Annotated in this window: 14 protein-coding genes, 1 other RNA gene and 1 other annotated feature; of the genes, 8 read left to right on the top strand and 7 right to left on the bottom strand. The window is 43.9% G+C overall.

The annotated features are described in order from the left end of the window. Positions 1 to 121: 121 nt before the first annotated feature. Positions 122 to 1,615, top strand: coding sequence for a peptide MFS transporter (locus tag ABE021_RS11045; RefSeq protein ID WP_430288720.1), 1,494 nt, complete (start codon positions 122 to 124; stop codon positions 1,613 to 1,615). 119 nt (positions 1,616 to 1,734) lie between these two features. Further along, a complete protein-coding gene (locus ABE021_RS11050) occupies positions 1,735 to 2,742 on the top strand; it encodes a DUF1646 family protein (protein ID WP_430288722.1) in 1,008 nt (335 codons plus the stop codon). Positions 2,743 to 2,842: 100 nt separating this feature from the next. Here the strand turns inward: ABE021_RS11050 and ABE021_RS11055 are convergent, their stop codons facing one another. Further along, the gene (locus ABE021_RS11055; RefSeq protein WP_430288723.1) at positions 2,843 to 3,817 is read right to left on the bottom strand and encodes a proline dehydrogenase family protein; all 975 of its coding nucleotides are present in this window, start codon (positions 3,815 to 3,817) and stop codon (positions 2,843 to 2,845) included. Between the two features lie 115 nt (positions 3,818 to 3,932). Next, positions 3,933 to 5,681, bottom strand: a complete 1,749-nt coding sequence (locus tag ABE021_RS11060; protein ID WP_430288725.1) for a methyl-accepting chemotaxis protein — start codon at positions 5,679 to 5,681, stop codon at positions 3,933 to 3,935. A 257-nt stretch (positions 5,682 to 5,938) separates the two neighbouring features. Between ABE021_RS11060 and ABE021_RS11065 the strand changes: the two genes are divergently transcribed. From ABE021_RS11065 to ilvA, 3 genes are all read left to right on the top strand, one after another. Then, the gene (locus ABE021_RS11065; RefSeq protein ID WP_430288726.1) at positions 5,939 to 6,382 is read left to right on the top strand and encodes a MarR family winged helix-turn-helix transcriptional regulator; all 444 of its coding nucleotides are present in this window, start codon (positions 5,939 to 5,941) and stop codon (positions 6,380 to 6,382) included. Positions 6,383 to 6,409: 27 nt separating this feature from the next. Continuing rightward, positions 6,410 to 7,312: a diacylglycerol/lipid kinase family protein gene (locus ABE021_RS11070; protein WP_430288728.1), complete on the top strand. Its 903-nt coding sequence runs from the start codon at positions 6,410 to 6,412 to the stop codon at positions 7,310 to 7,312. Positions 7,313 to 7,446: 134 nt separating this feature from the next. Then, positions 7,447 to 8,718 (top strand): threonine ammonia-lyase IlvA, encoded by a 1,272-nt coding sequence (gene ilvA, locus ABE021_RS11075; RefSeq protein ID WP_430288729.1) that lies wholly within the window; start codon positions 7,447 to 7,449, stop codon positions 8,716 to 8,718. A 65-nt stretch (positions 8,719 to 8,783) separates the two neighbouring features. Here the strand turns inward: ilvA and ABE021_RS11080 are convergent, their stop codons facing one another. Further along, entirely contained in the window at positions 8,784 to 10,202 is a 1,419-nt protein-coding gene (locus ABE021_RS11080) for an NAD-dependent succinate-semialdehyde dehydrogenase (protein ID WP_430288731.1), read from the bottom strand. A gap of 196 nt (positions 10,203 to 10,398) precedes the next feature. Here ABE021_RS11080 and selD point away from each other — a divergent pair, with 196 nt between their 5' ends. Beyond that, the gene (gene selD / locus ABE021_RS11085) at positions 10,399 to 11,442 is read left to right on the top strand and encodes a selenide, water dikinase SelD (protein ID WP_430288733.1); all 1,044 of its coding nucleotides are present in this window, start codon (positions 10,399 to 10,401) and stop codon (positions 11,440 to 11,442) included. Positions 11,443 to 11,454: 12 nt separating this feature from the next. Further along, positions 11,455 to 12,498 carry a tRNA 2-selenouridine(34) synthase MnmH gene (gene mnmH / locus ABE021_RS11090; RefSeq protein ID WP_430288734.1) on the top strand — a complete coding sequence of 348 codons (1,044 nt, stop codon included), beginning with the start codon at positions 11,455 to 11,457 and terminating at the stop codon, positions 12,496 to 12,498. 146 nt (positions 12,499 to 12,644) lie between these two features. On the opposite strand, the gene ABE021_RS11095 is transcribed toward mnmH, so the two are convergent. The 4 genes from ABE021_RS11095 to hisS all read right to left on the bottom strand — a co-directional run bounded on the left by ABE021_RS11095 (position 12,645) and on the right by hisS (position 16,817). Beyond that, positions 12,645 to 13,415, bottom strand: coding sequence for a tRNA threonylcarbamoyladenosine dehydratase (locus tag ABE021_RS11095; RefSeq protein WP_430288735.1), 771 nt, complete (start codon positions 13,413 to 13,415; stop codon positions 12,645 to 12,647). A gap of 82 nt (positions 13,416 to 13,497) precedes the next feature. After that, positions 13,498 to 13,679, bottom strand: a non-coding RNA gene (gene ssrS, locus ABE021_RS11100) — 6S RNA. Positions 13,680 to 13,767: 88 nt separating this feature from the next. After that, positions 13,768 to 15,534, bottom strand: coding sequence for an aspartate--tRNA ligase (gene aspS / locus ABE021_RS11105; protein WP_430288737.1), 1,767 nt, complete (start codon positions 15,532 to 15,534; stop codon positions 13,768 to 13,770). 20 nt (positions 15,535 to 15,554) lie between these two features. Beyond that, complete coding sequence (hisS, locus tag ABE021_RS11110) at positions 15,555 to 16,817, bottom strand: histidine--tRNA ligase (RefSeq protein ID WP_430288739.1); 1,263 nt, start codon at positions 16,815 to 16,817, stop codon at positions 15,555 to 15,557. 65 nt (positions 16,818 to 16,882) lie between these two features. Further along, positions 16,883 to 17,117, bottom strand: a binding site (T-box leader). 116 nt (positions 17,118 to 17,233) lie between these two features. On the opposite strand from hisS, the gene ABE021_RS11115 reads away from it, so the two are divergent. Then, positions 17,234 to 18,781, top strand: coding sequence for an N-acetylmuramoyl-L-alanine amidase (locus tag ABE021_RS11115; protein WP_430288740.1), 1,548 nt, complete (start codon positions 17,234 to 17,236; stop codon positions 18,779 to 18,781). The last annotated feature ends 45 nt before the right edge of the window (positions 18,782 to 18,826 follow it).

Raw genomic sequence — 18,826 nt, forward strand, 5'->3', positions numbered from 1 at the left:
TCAGATAAACAAAAAAGTCTCCTAAATCAGCATTATAAGACTTATTTTATTTTAGAATATATTATTTTCAGACTACCACTAGAAGTGGTACTATAATCTTTATATAAAAGGAGGATTTATCATGTCACAGCTGTCAAAACAGGAAATCGTTGAAAGCGTCCCGCAAAAAGGCTTCTTCGGTCACCCTAAAGGTCTGTTCTCGTTATTCTTCACTGAATTTTGGGAGCGCTTTTCATACTACGGGATGCGGGCTCTTCTCGTCTATTATATGTACTATGAAGTGTCAAAAGGCGGTTTAGGACTTAGTGAAGGCACAGCACTTGCTATTGTTTCTCTCTACGGGTCTCTCGTCTATATGTCAGGGATTATAGGTGGCTGGTTAGCCGACAGAGTTTTTGGTACGTCACGTTCCGTCTTCATCGGAGGAATTTTCATAATGCTCGGGCATATTGTTCTTTCTTTCCCTGGAAATCTCAGCATGTTCTTCGTTTCCATGGCGTTGATCGTCATTGGTACAGGTCTACTCAAGCCAAACGTTTCTAGTATGGTGGGAGATATTTACGCTGTGGGTGATAATCGCCAAGATGCTGGCTTCAGTATTTTCTATATGGGTATCAATCTCGGTAGTTTCCTCGCACCGTTAACTGTCGGAACACTCGGAATGAAATACAATTTCCACTTAGGTTTCGGTTTAGCTGCAGTTGGTATGTTCTTAGGATTGTTGTTGTTCGTATTTACAAAAAAGAAAAATCTAGGACTTGCAGGTACTTATGTGGCGAACCCACTATCACCTTCTGAGAAAAAGAAAACAATCAAAATTGTCGGAATTGCAGTTGTTATCTTAGCAATTTTGGTTGCTATTGCGATTCCTACTGGATATTTAACTTTAAATTCATTCACAGCACTGATCGGAATTCTCGGATTTGCAATCCCTGCTACTTATTTCTTCATCATGTATCGCAGCCCCAAAACAACGCGCGACGAAAAATCTCGTGTACTGGCTTACATACCACTGTTCTTAACAGCTGTAATGTTTTGGTCGATTGCAGAACAAGGCTCTACGATATTAGCATTGTACGCAGATAAGAGAACGAATCTGGATTTCCTAGGGATTCAAATTTCTCCTGCATGGTTCCAGTCACTGAACCCATTATTCATCATCCTTTTTGCACCTGTATTTGCATGGCTATGGGTGAAACTTGGTGACCGTCAGCCTTCAATCCCGCACAAGTTTTCTCTCGGTTTGCTATTTGCCGGTATTTCATTTATCGTCATCCTGCTTCCTGGTGTTTTAAGCGGTACGGATGCAAAGGTAAGTCCAATTTGGTTGGCGTTGAGTATCTTCACACTCGTCCTTGGGGAATTGTGTATTTCTCCAGTCGGCCTTTCTGCAACGACTAAACTGGCTCCTTCTGCGTTCACCGCACAGACGATGAGTCTTTGGTTCTTATCGAATGCAGCAGCGCAGGCATTGAATGCACAGCTCGTTAAATTCTATTCAGCTGATACTGAGATGCTCTACTTCGGGATCATCGGAGGAACAGCAATCGTGCTTTCTATCATAGTGTTCTTCATTTCACCTATCATTTCACGCTATATGAAGGGCGTTCATTAAGAAAACTAGCGAAAACGGTTTCCTTTTAGGAGACCGTTTTTTGTGTGCTGTGATTTTACTGAATGGCTTCGCATACCTTAATAGAACTCTATTCAGTACTGTTAAGTGAGGGATGCTAAATGACTTTTTTGCTGCTCCTACTGCTTGTCGCTGTTCTATTAGGACCCTTTATATTTTCTATTGCTGAGAGACAATTGGAACTCTATCTTTTCATGTTAGGAATTTGCGCCGTATGGACTTCCGGGGTTTGGAGCCGATCCTTATTTTTCACTGTCCTTACCGATCCTTTAGCTATTACGTGCGCGGTACTGATCGCTGGTTGGTTGTTCCGTATTTTTCAGCAGCCTTTCGGTAAGGCCATCAGCTTTGCGGCTCGTCACATCCCTGCACGCATTTTTGCTGCGCTTATTGTCATCACGATCGGGTTGATATCGAGTTTCATAACAGCTATTATTGCTGCTATTTTACTGGTTTCAATCGTGAGTTTGCTCAATTATGACAGACAGACTAGAATCCGCTTAGTGATTATCTCTTGCTACTCTATTGGATTAGGAGCGGTTTTGACCCCACTCGGTGAACCTTTGTCTACCATTGCAACCAGTCGTCTGGGTGAAACTTTCTTTTACCTATTCACATTGTTGGGGAGCGATGTCGTTATTGCCATCTTACTACTTGGTGTCATTGCAGGCATCGTTATACCGCCGCCTTCAATAAACAGAAGAAATGGAAAGAATCTAGAGAAAGAATCGTGGAGCGCTATTATTAGCAGAAGCGGTAAAGTATACATATTTGTTATGGCGCTCACTCTATTAGGCACTGGATTTGAACCGTTGCTTCATCCGGTACTGGATGGGAAGAGCCCTGCATTCCTTTATTGGGCCAACATGATATCCGCTGTGCTGGATAACGCTACACTCGCTTCAATCGAACTCAGTTCCACAATGGACGAACCGACTATACGCGCGATTCTGATGGGCCTATTGATAAGTGGGGGGATGCTGATTCCAGGGAATATCCCGAACATCATTGCTGCAGGCAAATTATCCATCACTAGTAAAGAATGGGCTCGCTTCGGCCTCCCTTTCGGCCTCTTCGCGATGATGATTTACTTCTTTGTTGTTTTTTGACGAGTAATGACGAGAAAGTGTAAAACCGCTCCATTGTTGCTAACAGAAAAGGCTGCTCAGAAATCAGTTTGCACTGACGTCCTGAACAGCCTTTCAAGTTTTATAATTTATTTCGCTTCGTCACACGACCAAGTGCAAATGCACCCGCAGCCAGTCCGATTAGTGTATTCGTCTTTTTGTTGAACACTTGTTTTACAATCAAATTCATGTTTTGTGGACGCTCTGCAAGACGTCGCATGAAATAGCCATACCAGTCTTCGCCGAAAGGAACGTATGTCGTGAAGTTGTACCCTTCTTTCGCAAGCTCCAACTGCATATCTTTACGGAATCCATAGAGCATTTGGAATTCGAACTTATCATATGAAATATCATTTTCTTTCACGAATCGCTTCACATGGTTAATGACGTGGTGATCATGTGTTGCAATTGACGTGAACTTTCCGTTCAACAAATGCCATTCAATAAGTTTCACAAAGTTTTCATCGATATCTGTTTTGTCCTGATATGCAACTGCAGGAGACTCTTTATAAGCCCCTTTTACAATACGTAAACGGAAGTCTTTGTGTTGTTTCATATAATCTTCGGCTTCAAAAAAGTAAGCTTGGATGACTGTGCCGACATTTTTATACGTTTTCGCCAAATCATCGAGAATATCGAAAGATGGCTTTAACCGATCATAGTCTTCCATATCGAAGTTGACAAAAATATCAAATTCGTTAGCTTTACTTACAATTTCACGTAAATTCTCTTCACAGAAATCCTGATCGATATCAAGACCGAGCTGAGATGGCTTCAGTGAAATCGTGGCATCGACACCGTTTTCATGAATTGCTTCAATCACACTTAAAATTTGTTTTTTTGCCGCAGTTGCTTCTTCGCGATTGTAAACGAATTCACCCAGATTGTCGACTGTACAAGAAATCCCATACGCGTTCAGTTCCTTGATACTTTCAATTGTCTCAGGAATATTTGTTCCTGCCACTACGTTTTGAGCACCCAGCTTCAGACCGTATTTTTTTGCTGCGCTGTTTAAAGTCTGATTTTGGGAAAGACCCATAAATAAATCTTTTAGCATGTCGATAACTCCTCAGAACTAAATTTTTTCACTACTTCATTATATCATATATCGCGGCAATACAACATGAACTGACACGTGAAAAATCTTCAATCTGTGTCCAGCAGGAACACCATTATACGGTTCTGTCATTTGAAGAGGCTTTTGTATCATCTTGAGTTAATCGGAAGAGTTGTACACTCGCATCCAATTCAACAGCAAGTCGTTTCATTTCGTTTGATTGTTCTGCCACATCGCTGATCGTAGCGGAAGTTTCTTCACCTGATGCTGAAATGTTCGAAGTCATTTCCTCCAAAGAACGAAGGGCACCTGCTAACATGCGTATGAATCGTTCTGCTTCTTCTGACTTTTGAGCTTCACGCATCAGACTTTCAGAAATGGCCGAAACCTCAGCAACCGTATCCTCCACCGCTGTGGAAATACCACTCAATGTTTGGGCAGTTTGCCGGACTGTTTCTGAACCGGTTTCGATCAATCCTCCGCTTTCTTCTGTTGAATTCACCACCTCTGCAATACTGGTTGAAATGTCTTTAATGAGCTGGCCAACTTCCTGGACATCTTGGTTCGATTGTTCAGCAAGACGACGGACTTCGTCAGCAACGACCGCAAAACCTTTACCATGCTCTCCAGCTCTGGCTGCCTCTATCGACGCATTCAAGGCAAGTAAGTTGGTCTGGTCAGCAATATCAGAAATCGACTCCGTGATTGTCTGAATCTTTTTTGCGGAATCTATCAATCCTTGAATTGCAGACTTTGTAATCGAAGAAGAAACTGATATTTTCTTCATATCCTCACTTAGGGAAACTGCTCGTTCTCTGCCCTCTTCAGCCAACACCATAGTGTTAGATGAGATCGATGTAGCTTTTTTTGCACGCTCATCCGCTTGGTGGAGATCCTGCGCTAAGTCTTGAATGAGTTGTGAAACTTGATCTACACTCACATTGCCATCCACTACTGAGCTCGCAGCTTCATTTATACTTTCGGAAACCATGTGGGCGGCTCCTTCCATTTCTTTTAAAGAATCCACTGTTTGCGTTGTGCTCAGTGTCAATTTGGAAGAAGTCGTTTTGACCGTCCCTATCATATTCCTTAAATTCGAAGCAAGTGTATTCAATGTCATCCCAAGATCTCCAACTTCATCCTTGCTTGTAACCTGTACATCGGCAATCCCTAAATTTCCAGCTGCCAAATGTTTGGAGTGCTCTATCAGCTCTGAAATCGGCTTCGTTTTTTTACGGAGCAAGAAAATCGTCAATAGTGCAGCGAGCAGTAAAGGGACGATACTGATTAAAATACCGTTTCGGACTACTGCCCATGTACGGGATGTGACAATTCCAGCATCGAAGTCAATGACACTTACGGCAATCACTTCTTTAGCAGGGTCCTGATCCTTAAAAATCGGAGCATATCCTGACAAACGTTTCATACCTGCAAAATTATACGCTTCGGAATATGTAGGGTGTTTCATTTCCGCTAGCATAGCAATTGCTTCATCATCTACTTTGAACTTATCTCCCGGATTGAACCCTTGTGCTTTTAAATTATCATCGACCGCAACTAACGTCCCATCCAATGTTACAATGTATTGGGTTTCAAAGATATCCTTGTGGGATGTTGTCCAGTTCAGTTGGTCTCCAACTTTCTCTTGTGTCGATGTATCCCCTTCCAGTGCTCGATCCATATCTTCCGGGAGAATAAGACCAGTAGTTATATTGGCGCAGCCATATGCTTCAATGCCGGCTGCATCGAAAAGTTTGTCATATGCCGTTTTATAGGTTGCAACCGAGGTAATTGCAAGCATGACGATAAGAATTCCGATTATTAAAGTACCCAGCTGAAACGTCAATGATCTTTTCATGTTCATGATTCATAATACCTCTTTCCAATTTCATTTATTAAGACTTTACTACTCTATCCTAGAATTGGGCGAAAAACTATATAAACATAGTTCATTCACAAAACCTTCACTAACCCTACATAAGTAATATCGACTCAAAATCTTGTTTTCGAAGACATTTCCCTCTATTTTTCATAAGCTTTGAGGTATGATAAAATAGTCTATTACTTTGAATAACTTACAATTGTTCATGGAGTAAGTTTACTACTACCGGAGGGTTTCTAATGTCTAATAAAAATGATAAAAATATTTTCGAATTGCTACATACGATTGATAAAATCAGCTATAAAATGATTGTTAAATGGCAGCAGCGCTCTGATAACGATCTAGGTATATCTCATATACTTGTTCTCCAAGAGTTATTGAATGAGGGAGAAAGCAGACCATCGGATATCGCGAAAAAACTGAATTTCACTCCTGCCTCGCTTACTCATCTTGCTATGAAGCTAACGAATCAAGGTCTGATTGTAAGAAGACAAGCCGAAGAAGATAAGAGAACAAAGTACTTATCCATAACAGAATCTGGAAAAGAACTTGTGCAAAAAGCATATAATGATGGAATCGAAGTACGAAGAGAGTTATTTTCCCACATTTCACAGGAGGAACAGCAAGTAATGTTAGCGATTTATAGAAAGCTTGATGAGGCATTATCAAAACCTTCGAACTGACATTTGAGATAAGATGAGGTGAGCATCATGTATGCAGTCATTGTCAATCCTTTCTCTGGACGTGAGAATGCTACCCAGCTATTCCAACAAGTCGAGCATTTACTGAAGCAACATGATATGCAGTATAAGGCTTTGCTCAGTGACTCTAAAGATGCCACCCACAACTTTCTGGAAATGTTATTAGAAAGCTGTGCCCTCTCAGCGGTTGTCGTCATTGGGGGTGACGGGACATCAGGATCAGTCACGGAATTCGCGTCCATGTACCATATCCCGCTTGCCATTTTACCTGCGGGATCGGGCAATGATGCCGCAAGAGCTTTTGGGCTTTCCGGAAATCCTGTGGTATTTGTTAGAAAGCTAAGGGATTTTTCTATCCGGCCGGTCGATTTACTAAATGTGAATGGAAATCTCGGACTCACCATTGCGGCTGCCGGTGTAGATGCAGATATCGGGGAAAAGGCGAATCGCTCTTTTTACAAATTACTGTTAAACAGAATAGGATTAGGCGGATTCGTCTATCCGATTGCAGCTATCCATACGTTAGGCATTTTCTCTCCATTTGAAGTGAATCTCTCTATTGACAATAAACCTTATTATTGGTCGCGCACATGGCTGATTGCTGCCGGAAACACCCCTTCATATGGAGGAGGTCTGCGAGTCTGTCCGGAAGCACTTACTGATGATGGGTTATTGCATATTACAGTTGCACATTCAGCGAGCAGATTTTCACTTCTGCTTCGCTTATTTCCGAAACTTCTCCAAGGGAATCCGATTCGCAGCACTTCGATCACTAATTTCACAGGAATTGATCTAACCTTACAAGCGTCTCGTAATATCCTGCTCATATTAGATGGCGAACCAATATATTCTCCCATTTTCAAAATACGTATCCAACCAAAGTCACTGAAACTTGTGGATACAAGCGAATAGTACATAATTTCATTAAGAAAACGCTTACATAAAATTTCCGAACTAAATGTTCAAACTATTTAGACTTAACTGTTGTATTTCCTTCCCTCCTCATGGTAGTATTGAAAAATGCTAGTGTTGAGGAGGTCGACCCAGTGACTAATGTTCAAGAAGCAGAGAAGAAAAAATTAGGGATTGAGGATATTTTAATTGCGAATCAGGTGTTGAAAGATATAGTGGCCCATACCCCTCTTCAAAAAAACGAGCGGTTGTCAGAACAATACGGATGCTCAGTTTACATTAAACGGGAAGATCTGCAGCACGTCCGATCATTCAAGTTAAGAGGAGCTTATTACAAGGTTAAACGCATGGAATCTGACGCTTTGGAAAAAGGGATTGTTTGCGCCAGTGCTGGAAACCATGCACAAGGTGTTGCCTTTGCTTGTGCACAGCTCGGGATTGACGGGAAAATTTACATGCCGCTAACCACCCCTAAACAAAAAGTGGATCAAGTTAAAATGTTCGGTAAAGGATTTATAGAAATTTTATTAACAGGTGACACATTCGATGATTCCTTCGAAAGTGCTATCCATTGTACAGAAGAAGAAGACAGGATCTTCATTCATCCTTTTGATGATTTCGATATTATCGCCGGTCAAGCGACGGTCGCTGTCGAAATTATGAATGACATTGACCAGCCTATTGACTTCGTATTTTCGAGTATCGGCGGAGGCGGACTCATGGCTGGAATGAGTACTTATATTAAAAATCTATCACCACTCACTCGGATGATCGGAGTTGAGCCAGCAGGGGCAGCAAGTATGAAAACATCTTTTAAAAGAGGACAATTAACATCTTTGACTACTATAGATAAATTTGTTGACGGCGCTGCGGTGAAATGCCCCGGACAGAAGACGTTTGATATCTGTTACGAACTGGTGGAAGATATAGTAGCAGTTCCTGAAGGAAAAGTATGCTCTGCTATTCTGGATTTATATAATAAGCATGCGATCATAGCGGAACCTGCTGGTGCACTTCCTATTGCAGCCCTCGATTACTATAAAGATGAAATTAAAGGAAAGTCGATCGTCGTTGTCATTAGCGGAGGGAATAATGATATCGGAAGAATGCAGGAAATCAAAGAAAAGTCATTGATCCATGAAGGATTATTGTATTATTTCATTGTGAATTTCCCGCAGCGTGCAGGAGCATTACGCCAATTTCTGGATAACGTCCTTGGGCCGAATGACGATATTACAACTTTTGAATACACAAAAAAGAATAACAAGGAAAACGGTCCTGGCCTTGTTGGAATTGAATTGAAACACCCAGAGGATTACAATGGATTACTTGAAAGAATGCGTTCGAACGGATTCTCTTTCACTGAAGTGAATAATGACAGTACGTTATTCGAGCTGCTGATTTAACGGAACAGAAAAACAGGCAAAGCCTATGATTTTCGGCTTTGCCTGTTTTTGTCCCGTTTTAGTTCTCATAATCCAATTGAAATGTATTTAACCTCAACAAATTCTTCGATTCCTTGACGACCTCCCTCGCGACCCAGACCACTTTGTTTGAATCCGCCGAATGGAGCTTGAGCTGAAGAGGGAGATCCGTCGTTCAAGCCGACGATACCATATTCAAGCTGTTCACTCATCCGGATGCCTCTGCTGAGATTTTCGGTGAATAGATAGGCCGCCAGCCCATAAATTGTATCGTTGGCCCTTTGTATCGCTTCCTCTTCCGTTTTAAAAGTGGAAATCGGAGCGACTGGACCAAAGGTTTCTTCGTTCATACATAACATATCTTCAGTTACCCCTGTAAGGACAGTAGGTTCATAGATCAGTCCATCCACCTTTTGTCCGCCAGTTGCAACTTCCGCTCCCTTGTCAAGAGCATCTTGCACATGATTTCCCACTTTTTCAAGCGCTTTCTTATCAATCAACGGACCAATTTGAGTCCCTTCTTCGAGACCATCACCAGTTTTGAGCGCCTTTACTTTCTCTGTGAAAATTTTTGTGAACTCCTCGGCAATGGACTCTTGCACATAGATCCGGTTCGCACAGACACAAGTCTGCCCGGCATTTCTGAATTTCGTAGCGATGACACCGTCCGCAGCCTTCTCCAGATCGCTGTCATCCATTACGATGGCCGGAGCTAAACCGCCCAGTTCCAATGACACTTTCTTCACGGTATCCGATGCCTTCTTCATAAGACTTCGACCTACTTCCGTGGATCCTGTGAACGTGATTTTTTTGACTCGTCCGTCTTCGAGCCAGGCATCGCTAATCGCTTTGGACTCCCCTGTGACTATATTCACGACTCCTTCAGGAATCCCAGCTTCCAACGCAAGTCTTCCAAGCTTTATAGCCGTCAAGGGGGTTTGACTCGATGGTTTGATGACGACGGTACATCCTACTGCGAGTGCAGGTGCCACTTTCCGTGTAATCATCGCGGCTGGGAAATTCCATGGTGTGATTGCAGCTACGACTCCAACCGGTTGTTTCTTCACAATCATCCGTTTATGTGGATGGGTGGCTGGGATCGTTTCTCCGTAAAGACGTTTCCCTTCTTCTGCATACCACTTGTTGAAATCGTTAGCGTACTCGATTTCACCAAGTGCTTCTTTAGTTGGTTTTCCCTGTTCCAGCGTCATCGTTTGTGCTAAATCTTCTTTGTCGCGTTCAATCAGTTCATGCCATTTCATGAGCAGTGTGCTCCGTTCATATGCAGGAAGAGCAGCCCAGTCCGGAAATGCATGATGTGCTTTATCCACTGCACGGATCGCCTCTTGTTCCCCACCTTTAGGTACATATGCTATTTCTTTCTGTGTGTACGGATTCACAATCGCGATTTTCTCAAGTTCTTTACCGAAGTCTGGTTTACCAATAATCATTTCATAACTTTCCATTACTAATTCCTCCTTAAGAACCGTTTGTTAAATTATTTTAAATCCTCACTTGGGGTGTGAGATAACCATTTTGTATCGATAGTTGTCTTTTCCAGAATGCTTCACAACAGATAACAGTACGTTTTATGATAAACTGAACGATAGCAAGCTTTTTTCGGCTTACTGAACAAACTTAGAAATGTGAGGCGACGTAGACATGGAAACAACCGTTAAACTAACGACACTTACAAAAAAAGGCGGCTGTGGCTGCAAAATCGGACCAGCGGACTTAGCTGAAGTTTTGCGCACACTCCCCACTGCAACACCTGATTCGAATCTGTTAGTAGGATTGGATACGAGCGATGACGCGGGTGTTTACAAGTTAACAGACGATCTTGCAATTGTCCAAACACTGGATTTCTTCACACCTATCGTCGATGATCCGTACGATTTCGGCCAAATTGCTGCAACAAATGCAATCAGTGATGTCTATGCAATGGGAGGTACTCCAATAACTGCCCTTAATATAGTTGCATTCCCTATTGCAGCACTCGACAAAACTATTTTGACCGAAATTCTCCGTGGCGCTGGTGACAAATTGAAAGAAGCAGGTGTAGCACTTGTCGGCGGACACTCGATAGACGACCAGGAACCGAAGTTCGGTCTTGCAGTAACAGGAACAGTCCATCCTGACAAAATCCGTCCGAATGCAGGCGCACTTCCTGGAGATATCCTCCTTCTTACAAAGCCGATCGGAGTGGGCATCTATACAACTTCGCTGAAACACGGAAAGTTGTCTGATGAAGAAATCAAACAGGTTACGTCGATTATGACAACATTGAACAAAACGGCTGCTGAAACTATGGCAGATTACGATGTTCATGCAGTAACCGATGTGACTGGTTTCGGATTACTTGGACATACTTCCGAAATGGCGAAAGGCAGTAATGCAGGAATCACATTGAATGCAAAAGCTGTTCCTATCCTGCCTCGTGCCAAGGAGTTAGCAGAAGGTGGACACGTTCCTGGCGGTACAAAAAATAACTTTGCACACCTTCAGCCGGATGTCACCTTTGCAAGTCATTTAGATCAGGTCGACCAATGGATTTTGTGTGATGCTGTCACGTCTGGCGGATTGCTGATCGCGGTTTCTCCGAATGATGCGGATGAACTTCTTGCTACTCTTCAGAAGAATGGTGTAGATGCAAAACAAATTGGTGAGGTCACTTCCGATAATCCTGGACACATTTCTGTCCAATAAGAAGGTGCATGTATGTTTCGAGATATAACGTTGCGGGATTTAATGGTGCTCAATGCAAAAGAGCCCCATACAATGATCGATGTCCGATCACCTAAAGAATTTGCAGAGGCAAGTATTCCAGGAGCCCTGAATATTCCTGTTTTTAATGATGAGGAACGCGCAGAAGTCGGCACGATTTATAAGCAAGTCGGTCAGGCGGAAGCGAAAAAAAGAGGACTCGCCATATTTGCTGAAAAACTCCCTGCTTTCATTGCGGAGTTTGAAAAAATCGAAACGTCGATGACCGTATTTTGCTGGCGCGGCGGGATGCGCAGTAAAACGGCAGCGACGGTGCTCGATCTAATGGGAATCCATGCTCACAGACTGACTGGAGGTATCCGGACGTATCGCCAATGGGTGGTGGAGGAGCTCACTGATTTCGATTACCGACCTGAACTGATTGTATTGAATGGATATACAGGGTCAGGGAAAACGGTGATTTTGCATAAGCTGGCAGAAGCGGGTGAACCGATTATAGATTTAGAACGTCTTGCTGGTCACCGAGGGTCTATTTTTGGGCAGATCGGGTTAACTGGGAGCAATCAGAAAAACTTCGAATCGTTACTCTTACATGATTTAAAACGGACGTTGGATGAAAAAGCTGTGTTTATCGAGGGCGAGAGTAAGAGGATAGGTAAAGTGACGATGCCTGGCTTCTTGTTTGAAAAAAAGGAACATAGCCGACAGTTGATCATCAAACTGCCGATTGAAGAGCGTGTGAGAATTACGCTGGAAGATTACAAACCAGCCGAGCGACCCGAAGAGTTCGAAGCTGCTTTTGAGCAGATCCGACGCCGGATTCACGTACCCATTGCGAAGGAAATCGAGGTTGCATTGAATACTGGCAATTTCGAGACAGCAACTCTATTGCTTCTTGAGCATTACTACGATCCACGCTATCAGCATTCAACCGGAAAAGTGGACGATGACTTGAAAGTGACGATTGCAGCGGAAACTGTGGACGAGGCATTCGAGAAAGTACTGGCTTGGAAACAGGAATATGTGAGAAATAAATAAGGAAAGCATGCACACCTTTGGGAACTCCTCGGTGTGCATGCTTTTTGTTGTGTGGGTGTTTAAGGTTATGAGCGCTTTCTTTTGTTTATGATCATTTTTCACGGTTTATGAGCGTTTCCTTCTGTTATTCATTCCCCATGAACCAATTACTTCTTCGCGTCACTCACGCGTTCCAAAGGGATATCTGCAGTGATGTCATTCAACACCCAACTTGCACAGACGAGTCCTGCTACAGATGGACAATAGGAATTCGATGCTGGGGGCATTTTCGCTTTCCGGATTTCAGCGTCTGGCTTCCCTACCGTTTCTACGACGTCAGGCCGTACAATGATAGGACTTTCATCCGAAAATACGACTGGAACCCCTTTATGGATACCAAGTTTGCGCAAACGCGTGCGGATCACTTTTGCAATCGGATCTGTGTGTGTGTTAGAAATATCCGCAATCTGGAAACGGGTCGGATCGATTTTGTTCGCAGCACCCATACTTGAAATAATTTTGATGCCCCGCTTATGACATTGTTCAATCAGATGGATCTTATAGCTGATTGTGTCCGATGCATCAATCACGTAGTCCGGCTTCTGTTCAAAAAAGCGCTCTGCGGTCTCTTCCGTATAAAACATATGTAGCGGTACAATTTCACACTTGTCATTTATATCTTGGATGCGCTCGACCATCACTTCCACTTTTGAACGCCCCACTGTAGATAAATACGCAACTAATTGCCGATTGATATTCGTAATATCGACATCATCTTTATCCACTAATATAATTTTCCCAACACCACTTCGTGCGCAGGCTTCCGCAGCAAAAGAACCTACTCCGCCAACTCCTAGTATAGCGACAGTCGTATCGCTCATTCGCTTGACGCCTTCTTTACCAATGGATAATTCGTTTCTTGAAAACTGATTCAGCATGTGATAACAACCTTTCTTTTCAGGATTCGACGAATAAAAACCTCTCAGCAAGATTGCCGAGAGGTGAACATTCACATAAGAAACAAATCCCGAATGTGCCGTCTTTGTAATATCGTTTTGAACCCGCACGATGCAGGTGGGTGTCCGATCTTCTCACTTCTGAGGTCCCATGACAGGCATGTCATCATGAGGAGAATCTAAACTCCCGACGATTGAAGTGTTCGGTCAAAACTGTCTGGCAAATAACGAACACCTCAGGATTTGTTGTTAGATGTATCATATCATACGACTTCACGAGATTCAATAATTTGAATAAGAAATTATCTATTTAATTCAGAAAAGTCCTAATTCCCTATTTTTGTTCGTTAGCTAATTGGATGTGCAGTTCCTTCAGTTGTTTCGGGTCAACCGCGTCTGGCGCTGCCGTCAACAGGTCGGTTGCACTTGCCGTTTTCGGGAATGCAATCGTATCGCGCAGATTAGTAGAACCTGAAAGCAACATGACAAGACGGTCGAGACCGAATGCGATTCCGCCGTGTGGTGGAGTTCCATATTCGAATGCATCGAGCAAGAAACCGAATTGCTCGCGCGCTTGCTCGTCTGTAAATCCGAGTGCTTTGAACATTTTTTCTTGGACGTCACGTTCGTAAATCCGAAGAGATCCTCCGCCTAATTCGTAGCCATTTAGAACCAAGTCATATGCAAGTGCTTTGACTGTTTCCGGGCTGGATACGAGCTCTTCCACATCAGCAGGCATTGTGAATGGATGGTGTGCTGCATAATAACGGCCATCTTCCTCGTCGTATTCGAACAATGGCCATTCTGTGACCCATAGGAAGTTATAAAGGGACTCATCGATAAGACCACGTTCGCGGCCGAACTTCATGCGGAGCGCCCCAAGTGTATCTGCAACAACTGACTTTTTATCAGCAGCGAATAATAACAAGTCACCTGGTTGTGCATCTGCAGCTGTTTTAAGTGCTTCTGCTGTTTCGCCTTCAAAGAATTTTGAAATCGGACCTTTCAAGCCGTCTTCCTCACATTTCAACCAAGCTAAACCTTTTGCACCGTAAACTGCTGCAAATTCACCAAAGCCATCGATATCCTTTCGGGAATAATCTGGTGCGGCGCCTTTTACGTTGATCAGTTTCACTTGGCCACCAGCTTCTAATGCACCAGTGAACACTTTAAATGCTGTTTCTTGGACAACTTCAGAAACATCGATGAGTTCCATCTCGAAACGTGTATCCGGTTTATCGGATCCATAACGATTCATCGCATCCGTATACGTTATCCGTTTAAACGGTCCGTCAATCGTAACGTTTTTCACATCTCTCATTACTTTTTGCATGAGACGCTCATTTAACTCGATAATTTCTTCGATGGACATGAAACTCATTTCCATATCAATCTGGGTGAATTCAGGCTGGCGGTCTGCACGCAAGTCTTCGTCACGGAAACAACGGGCGATTTGGAAATACCGGTCAAATCCTGACACCATCAGCATCTGTTTGAAAAGCTGAGGTGATTGTGGAAGCGCATAGAACTCCCCATCGTGAACGCGACTTGGTACGAGATAGTCACGAGCGCCTTCAGGTGTGGATTTTGTCAGAATTGGTGTCTCCACTTCCAGGAAACCTTCTCCATCCAAAAAGTTACGGACGGTCTTTGTAATATCAGATCGCATTTTGAATGTACGCGCTAATTGTGGACGGCGGAGATCCAAGTACCGATATTTCAAACGTAACTCTTCACTGACGTCCGTGTCATCTTCAATTAGAAACGGAGGGTTTTTTGCTTCATTGATAATTGTGAGTTCTGACACTTGAACTTCGATTGCGCCAGTTTTCAAGTTTTTGTTCTTCGTCCGTTCTTCCCGTTCCACTACACTGCCTGTAATTGAAATGACGAATTCGCTGCGGAGTTTGTCAGCGATAGCGAGCGCTTCTTCAGAAATCGCAGGATTGAAAACCGTTTGTACGATTCCTGTTCGGTCCCGCATATCGACGAAGATCAGTCCTCCGAGGTCACGACGCTTTTGAACCCACCCTTTTAATGTTACTTTCTGACCGATATGTTGCTCATTTAGTTCTCCACAATATTGTGTACGCTGCATCATTCAACACTGCCTCTCTTCAATTAGCCTTTAATAAGTTCAATTAGTTCTGTGACGGATACGGATTGTTGCGTTCCCTCCGCCATGTTTTTAAGTTGGACAATCTGCTGTTCGACTTCCTCTTCCCCGATCACCGTTACCCATTTGGACTGCAGTCGGTCTGCAGACTTCATCTGCGCTTTCATCTTCCGATCCAGATAGTCCATGTCCGCTCGGATGCCCGCTGACCGCAACTGTTGGAGTATATGGAATCCTTGTTTTTTCGCTGCTTCACCAAGCGTCACGACATATACGTCAAGCTCATCGTCATTTGCCAGTGGGACTTGTTCCGCTTCAAGAGCTAGCAGCAGACGTTCGATACTCATACCAAAGCCGATACCTGGAGCTGGTGGTCCGCCGATTTCTTCAGATAGTCCATCATAGCGGCCTCCGCCACAAAGTGTCGTGATGGCTCCGAAGCCTTGTGCTGTACTCATGATTTCAAAGGCGGTGTGGTTATAGTAATCGAGACCTCTTACAAGATTTGGATCCAGTTCATAGGAGATTCCCGCTATCGTCAACAATTCCTTCAATGCTTCAAAGTACGCCCGTGATTCATCATTCAAGTAGTCTGTAAGCGATGGAGCTGTTTTCATGAGCGGGTGCTCCCGGTCCACTTTACAATCCAGGATTCGTAAAGGATTTTTCTCCAGACGGTTTTGGCAATCACTGCAGAACTCGTCAATATGAGGAGTGAAGTGTGCAACGAGAGCATCTCTGTGGGCTATACGCGATTCTTTGTCTCCAAGGGAATTCAAGACCAGCTTGATGTCCTTCAGACCTGCCCGCTTGTAGACTTCAAGAGCAAGTGCGATCACTTCAGCATCGATTGCCGGATCAGCACTACCGATCGCTTCTGTACCGAATTGAACAAATTGGCGATAGCGTCCAGCTTGTTGACGCTCGTAACGGAACATCGGCTCAATGTAGTATAATTTTACAGGTTGGTCCACCCAGCCGAACATTTTGTGTTCAACGAATGATCGGACAACAGGTGCCGTCCCTTCAGGACGCAGTGTCATGGAACGGTCCCCGCGGTCTTTGAACGTATACATCTCTTTTGATACGATATCGGTTGTATCCCCTACTGCCCGCTGGAAAAGTTCCGTCTGTTCGAACATTGGTGTGCGAATTTCTGAATAACGATAGACTTCACATGTTTCCCTGATCAGTTGTTCCGCTTTTTGCCACTTCCATGATTCGCTTGGCAGAATGTCTTGTGTTCCTCTTGGCACTTTAAACTTCATTGCTAAACCCCTCTCATCTGTTTCAATTCAACGGAAATACAAAAAAGCTCCCACCCCTTGCGTATGCAAGGGACGAGAGCTTGTATCAGCTTCCGCGGTTCCACCCAAATTGACGTCAAGGACGTCCACTCGTATCCGGGTAACGGCCGGCTCCGTCTTTACCTAGTATGCCACTCGGGCGTTTCAGTAAAGAGTCTCATTGGTGTTGTTCGTCAAGTTGGTCTGCAGGGGGATTTCAGCCACGTCCGCCCTTCTCTGTTCAGCTACAGTCTTGAGTACTTTCCAAGTCATCGACATGAATTCTTCATGCAGTTAACAATAATAGTACCATCTGAAGCAAATGTGTCAACCTTTTTCATTTCCTCTAGTCTTTTTCGACAATCTCTTTTACAATAATGAGAAAGGAGAGTGATGAAATGGCGAGACTTGCCAAACTCGTAGCCGCTATCCTGTTGTTATCGGTTACCTTACTAGATGCGCGGCTAGCAACTGCAGAATCTTCAGGACAAACGGTCATTGTCGATTCTCCTACGTTAAATGTGCGTTCCGGGCCAGGGCTCACCTATTCTTTGATAGGAAAGCTGAAAGACGGACAAAAATTGGAAGTCCTTGACCGTTCTGATGATTGGCTGCAAATTTCGGTTGATGGTGAAACCGGATGGATTGCTTCTTGGCTTACTAAGTCCAACGATAGCGGATCCAATGAAAACAAAACCATCGTCTCACGTGTCGATTCGCTGAATATCCGGTCGTCACCGTCGATTACATCTGCAGCTATCGGGAAATTACGCTCCGGTGACCTTGCTAAACTGGTTGAATACCAAGGGGAATGGGCGTCAATTATCGTTGATGGCATGGAAGGATGGGTCCATACGACATACATAACTGAAGTGGAGGAAGGCCAAAAACTGGGTGCATCCGAGTCCGAAAAACCTAAAGTTACGGATGCCAATTCGTTTACTGTAATCGTGGATAGATTGAATGTCCGAAAGAAGCCTGATCAGACATCAAAGCGGATCGGGACTGTCAGCAAGAACGACACGTACCCCATTGAAAAAATTGACGGCAATTGGGTCAAGATTTCATTGGATGGCAAAAAGTCTGGATGGGTGTATGCTTTCCATGGCGAACTTTCAAGCAAGTCCTCGAAGTCCTCCGACAATTCAAATACCGTCGGAAAGACTGTCTCGATTGTCACGAACGGCACAAACGTACGTGTAGAACCCACAACAGCCTCTGACGTTGCTTTACGTGCAGACGCCGGTGATGTGTTCCAGGTGGTCGAGAAGAAGGATGACTGGTATGAAATCCAACTCTCAGATGGGGGCACAGCTTATGTCGCTGAGTGGGTTGTGAATTCTGCAGAAACATCTGCCAGTTCTGCGAATGCTGCCACTAAAAAACCGAAGCGGATTCCTGGAACTTTGAAAGGCATTACCATTGCTCTCGATCCGGGTCATGGCGGAAATGACCGGGGGACAACAGGAACACGCGGATCAGATGAAAAGGACCTTACTTTACAAACGGCTGAACTCCTTGCAGGTAAATTGAAAGATGCCGGGGCTAAAGTCATCATGACACGAGATTCGGATTCCTACGTTTCACTCCGCAAACGGACATCCATAGCTCACGAAGAAGACGCAGATGTGTTCGTCAGCCTGCATTATGATGCGAATCCTGATCGATCGATTACAGGGTTCACTACCTATTACACACAGTCTGCCCAACAAGCGTTTGCACAATCCGTTAATGAAGGACTTTCAAGTACCATTGATTTGCCGAACCGGGGAACGCAGCCAGCAGATTACTTGGTCCTCCGTGAAAACAGATTGCCCGCCGTTCTGATTGAATTAGGATTTTTGTCGAATTCATCTGAAGAACGGGTATTGACGAGTTCATACTTCCGGGAACAAGCTTCCCAAGGAATTTACAAAGGACTTCTCCATTATTTTGACACAAACTGAAAAAACGTCCGTTGCACGCCAATCCTTTGGCCGCAGCGGACGTTT

The sequence above is a fragment of the Sporosarcina gallistercoris genome, assembly GCF_050459885.1.
Classification (GTDB): Bacteria; Bacillota; Bacilli; order Bacillales_A; family Planococcaceae; genus Sporosarcina; species Sporosarcina gallistercoris_A.

Excerpts from the sequence above, each read along its gene's own strand:
- ABE021_RS11045 (WP_430288720.1), top strand. The coding sequence starts at position 122 with ATGTCACAGCTGTCAAAACAGGAAATCGTTGAAAGCGTCCCGCAAAAA.
- ABE021_RS11050 (WP_430288722.1), top strand. The coding sequence starts at position 1,735 with ATGACTTTTTTGCTGCTCCTACTGCTTGTCGCTGTTCTATTAGGACCC.
- ABE021_RS11055 (WP_430288723.1), bottom strand. The coding sequence starts at position 3,817 with ATGCTAAAAGATTTATTTATGGGTCTTTCCCAAAATCAGACTTTAAAC.
- ABE021_RS11060 (WP_430288725.1), bottom strand. The coding sequence starts at position 5,681 with ATGAACATGAAAAGATCATTGACGTTTCAGCTGGGTACTTTAATAATC.
- ABE021_RS11065 (WP_430288726.1), top strand. The coding sequence starts at position 5,939 with ATGTCTAATAAAAATGATAAAAATATTTTCGAATTGCTACATACGATT.
- ABE021_RS11070 (WP_430288728.1), top strand. The coding sequence starts at position 6,410 with ATGTATGCAGTCATTGTCAATCCTTTCTCTGGACGTGAGAATGCTACC.
- ABE021_RS11080 (WP_430288731.1), bottom strand. The coding sequence starts at position 10,202 with ATGGAAAGTTATGAAATGATTATTGGTAAACCAGACTTCGGTAAAGAA.
- selD (WP_430288733.1), top strand. The coding sequence starts at position 10,399 with ATGGAAACAACCGTTAAACTAACGACACTTACAAAAAAAGGCGGCTGT.
- mnmH (WP_430288734.1), top strand. The coding sequence starts at position 11,455 with ATGTTTCGAGATATAACGTTGCGGGATTTAATGGTGCTCAATGCAAAA.
- ABE021_RS11095 (WP_430288735.1), bottom strand. The coding sequence starts at position 13,415 with ATGCTGAATCAGTTTTCAAGAAACGAATTATCCATTGGTAAAGAAGGC.
- aspS (WP_430288737.1), bottom strand. The coding sequence starts at position 15,534 with ATGATGCAGCGTACACAATATTGTGGAGAACTAAATGAGCAACATATC.
- hisS (WP_430288739.1), bottom strand. The coding sequence starts at position 16,817 with ATGAAGTTTAAAGTGCCAAGAGGAACACAAGACATTCTGCCAAGCGAA.
- ABE021_RS11115 (WP_430288740.1), top strand. The coding sequence starts at position 17,234 with ATGGCGAGACTTGCCAAACTCGTAGCCGCTATCCTGTTGTTATCGGTT.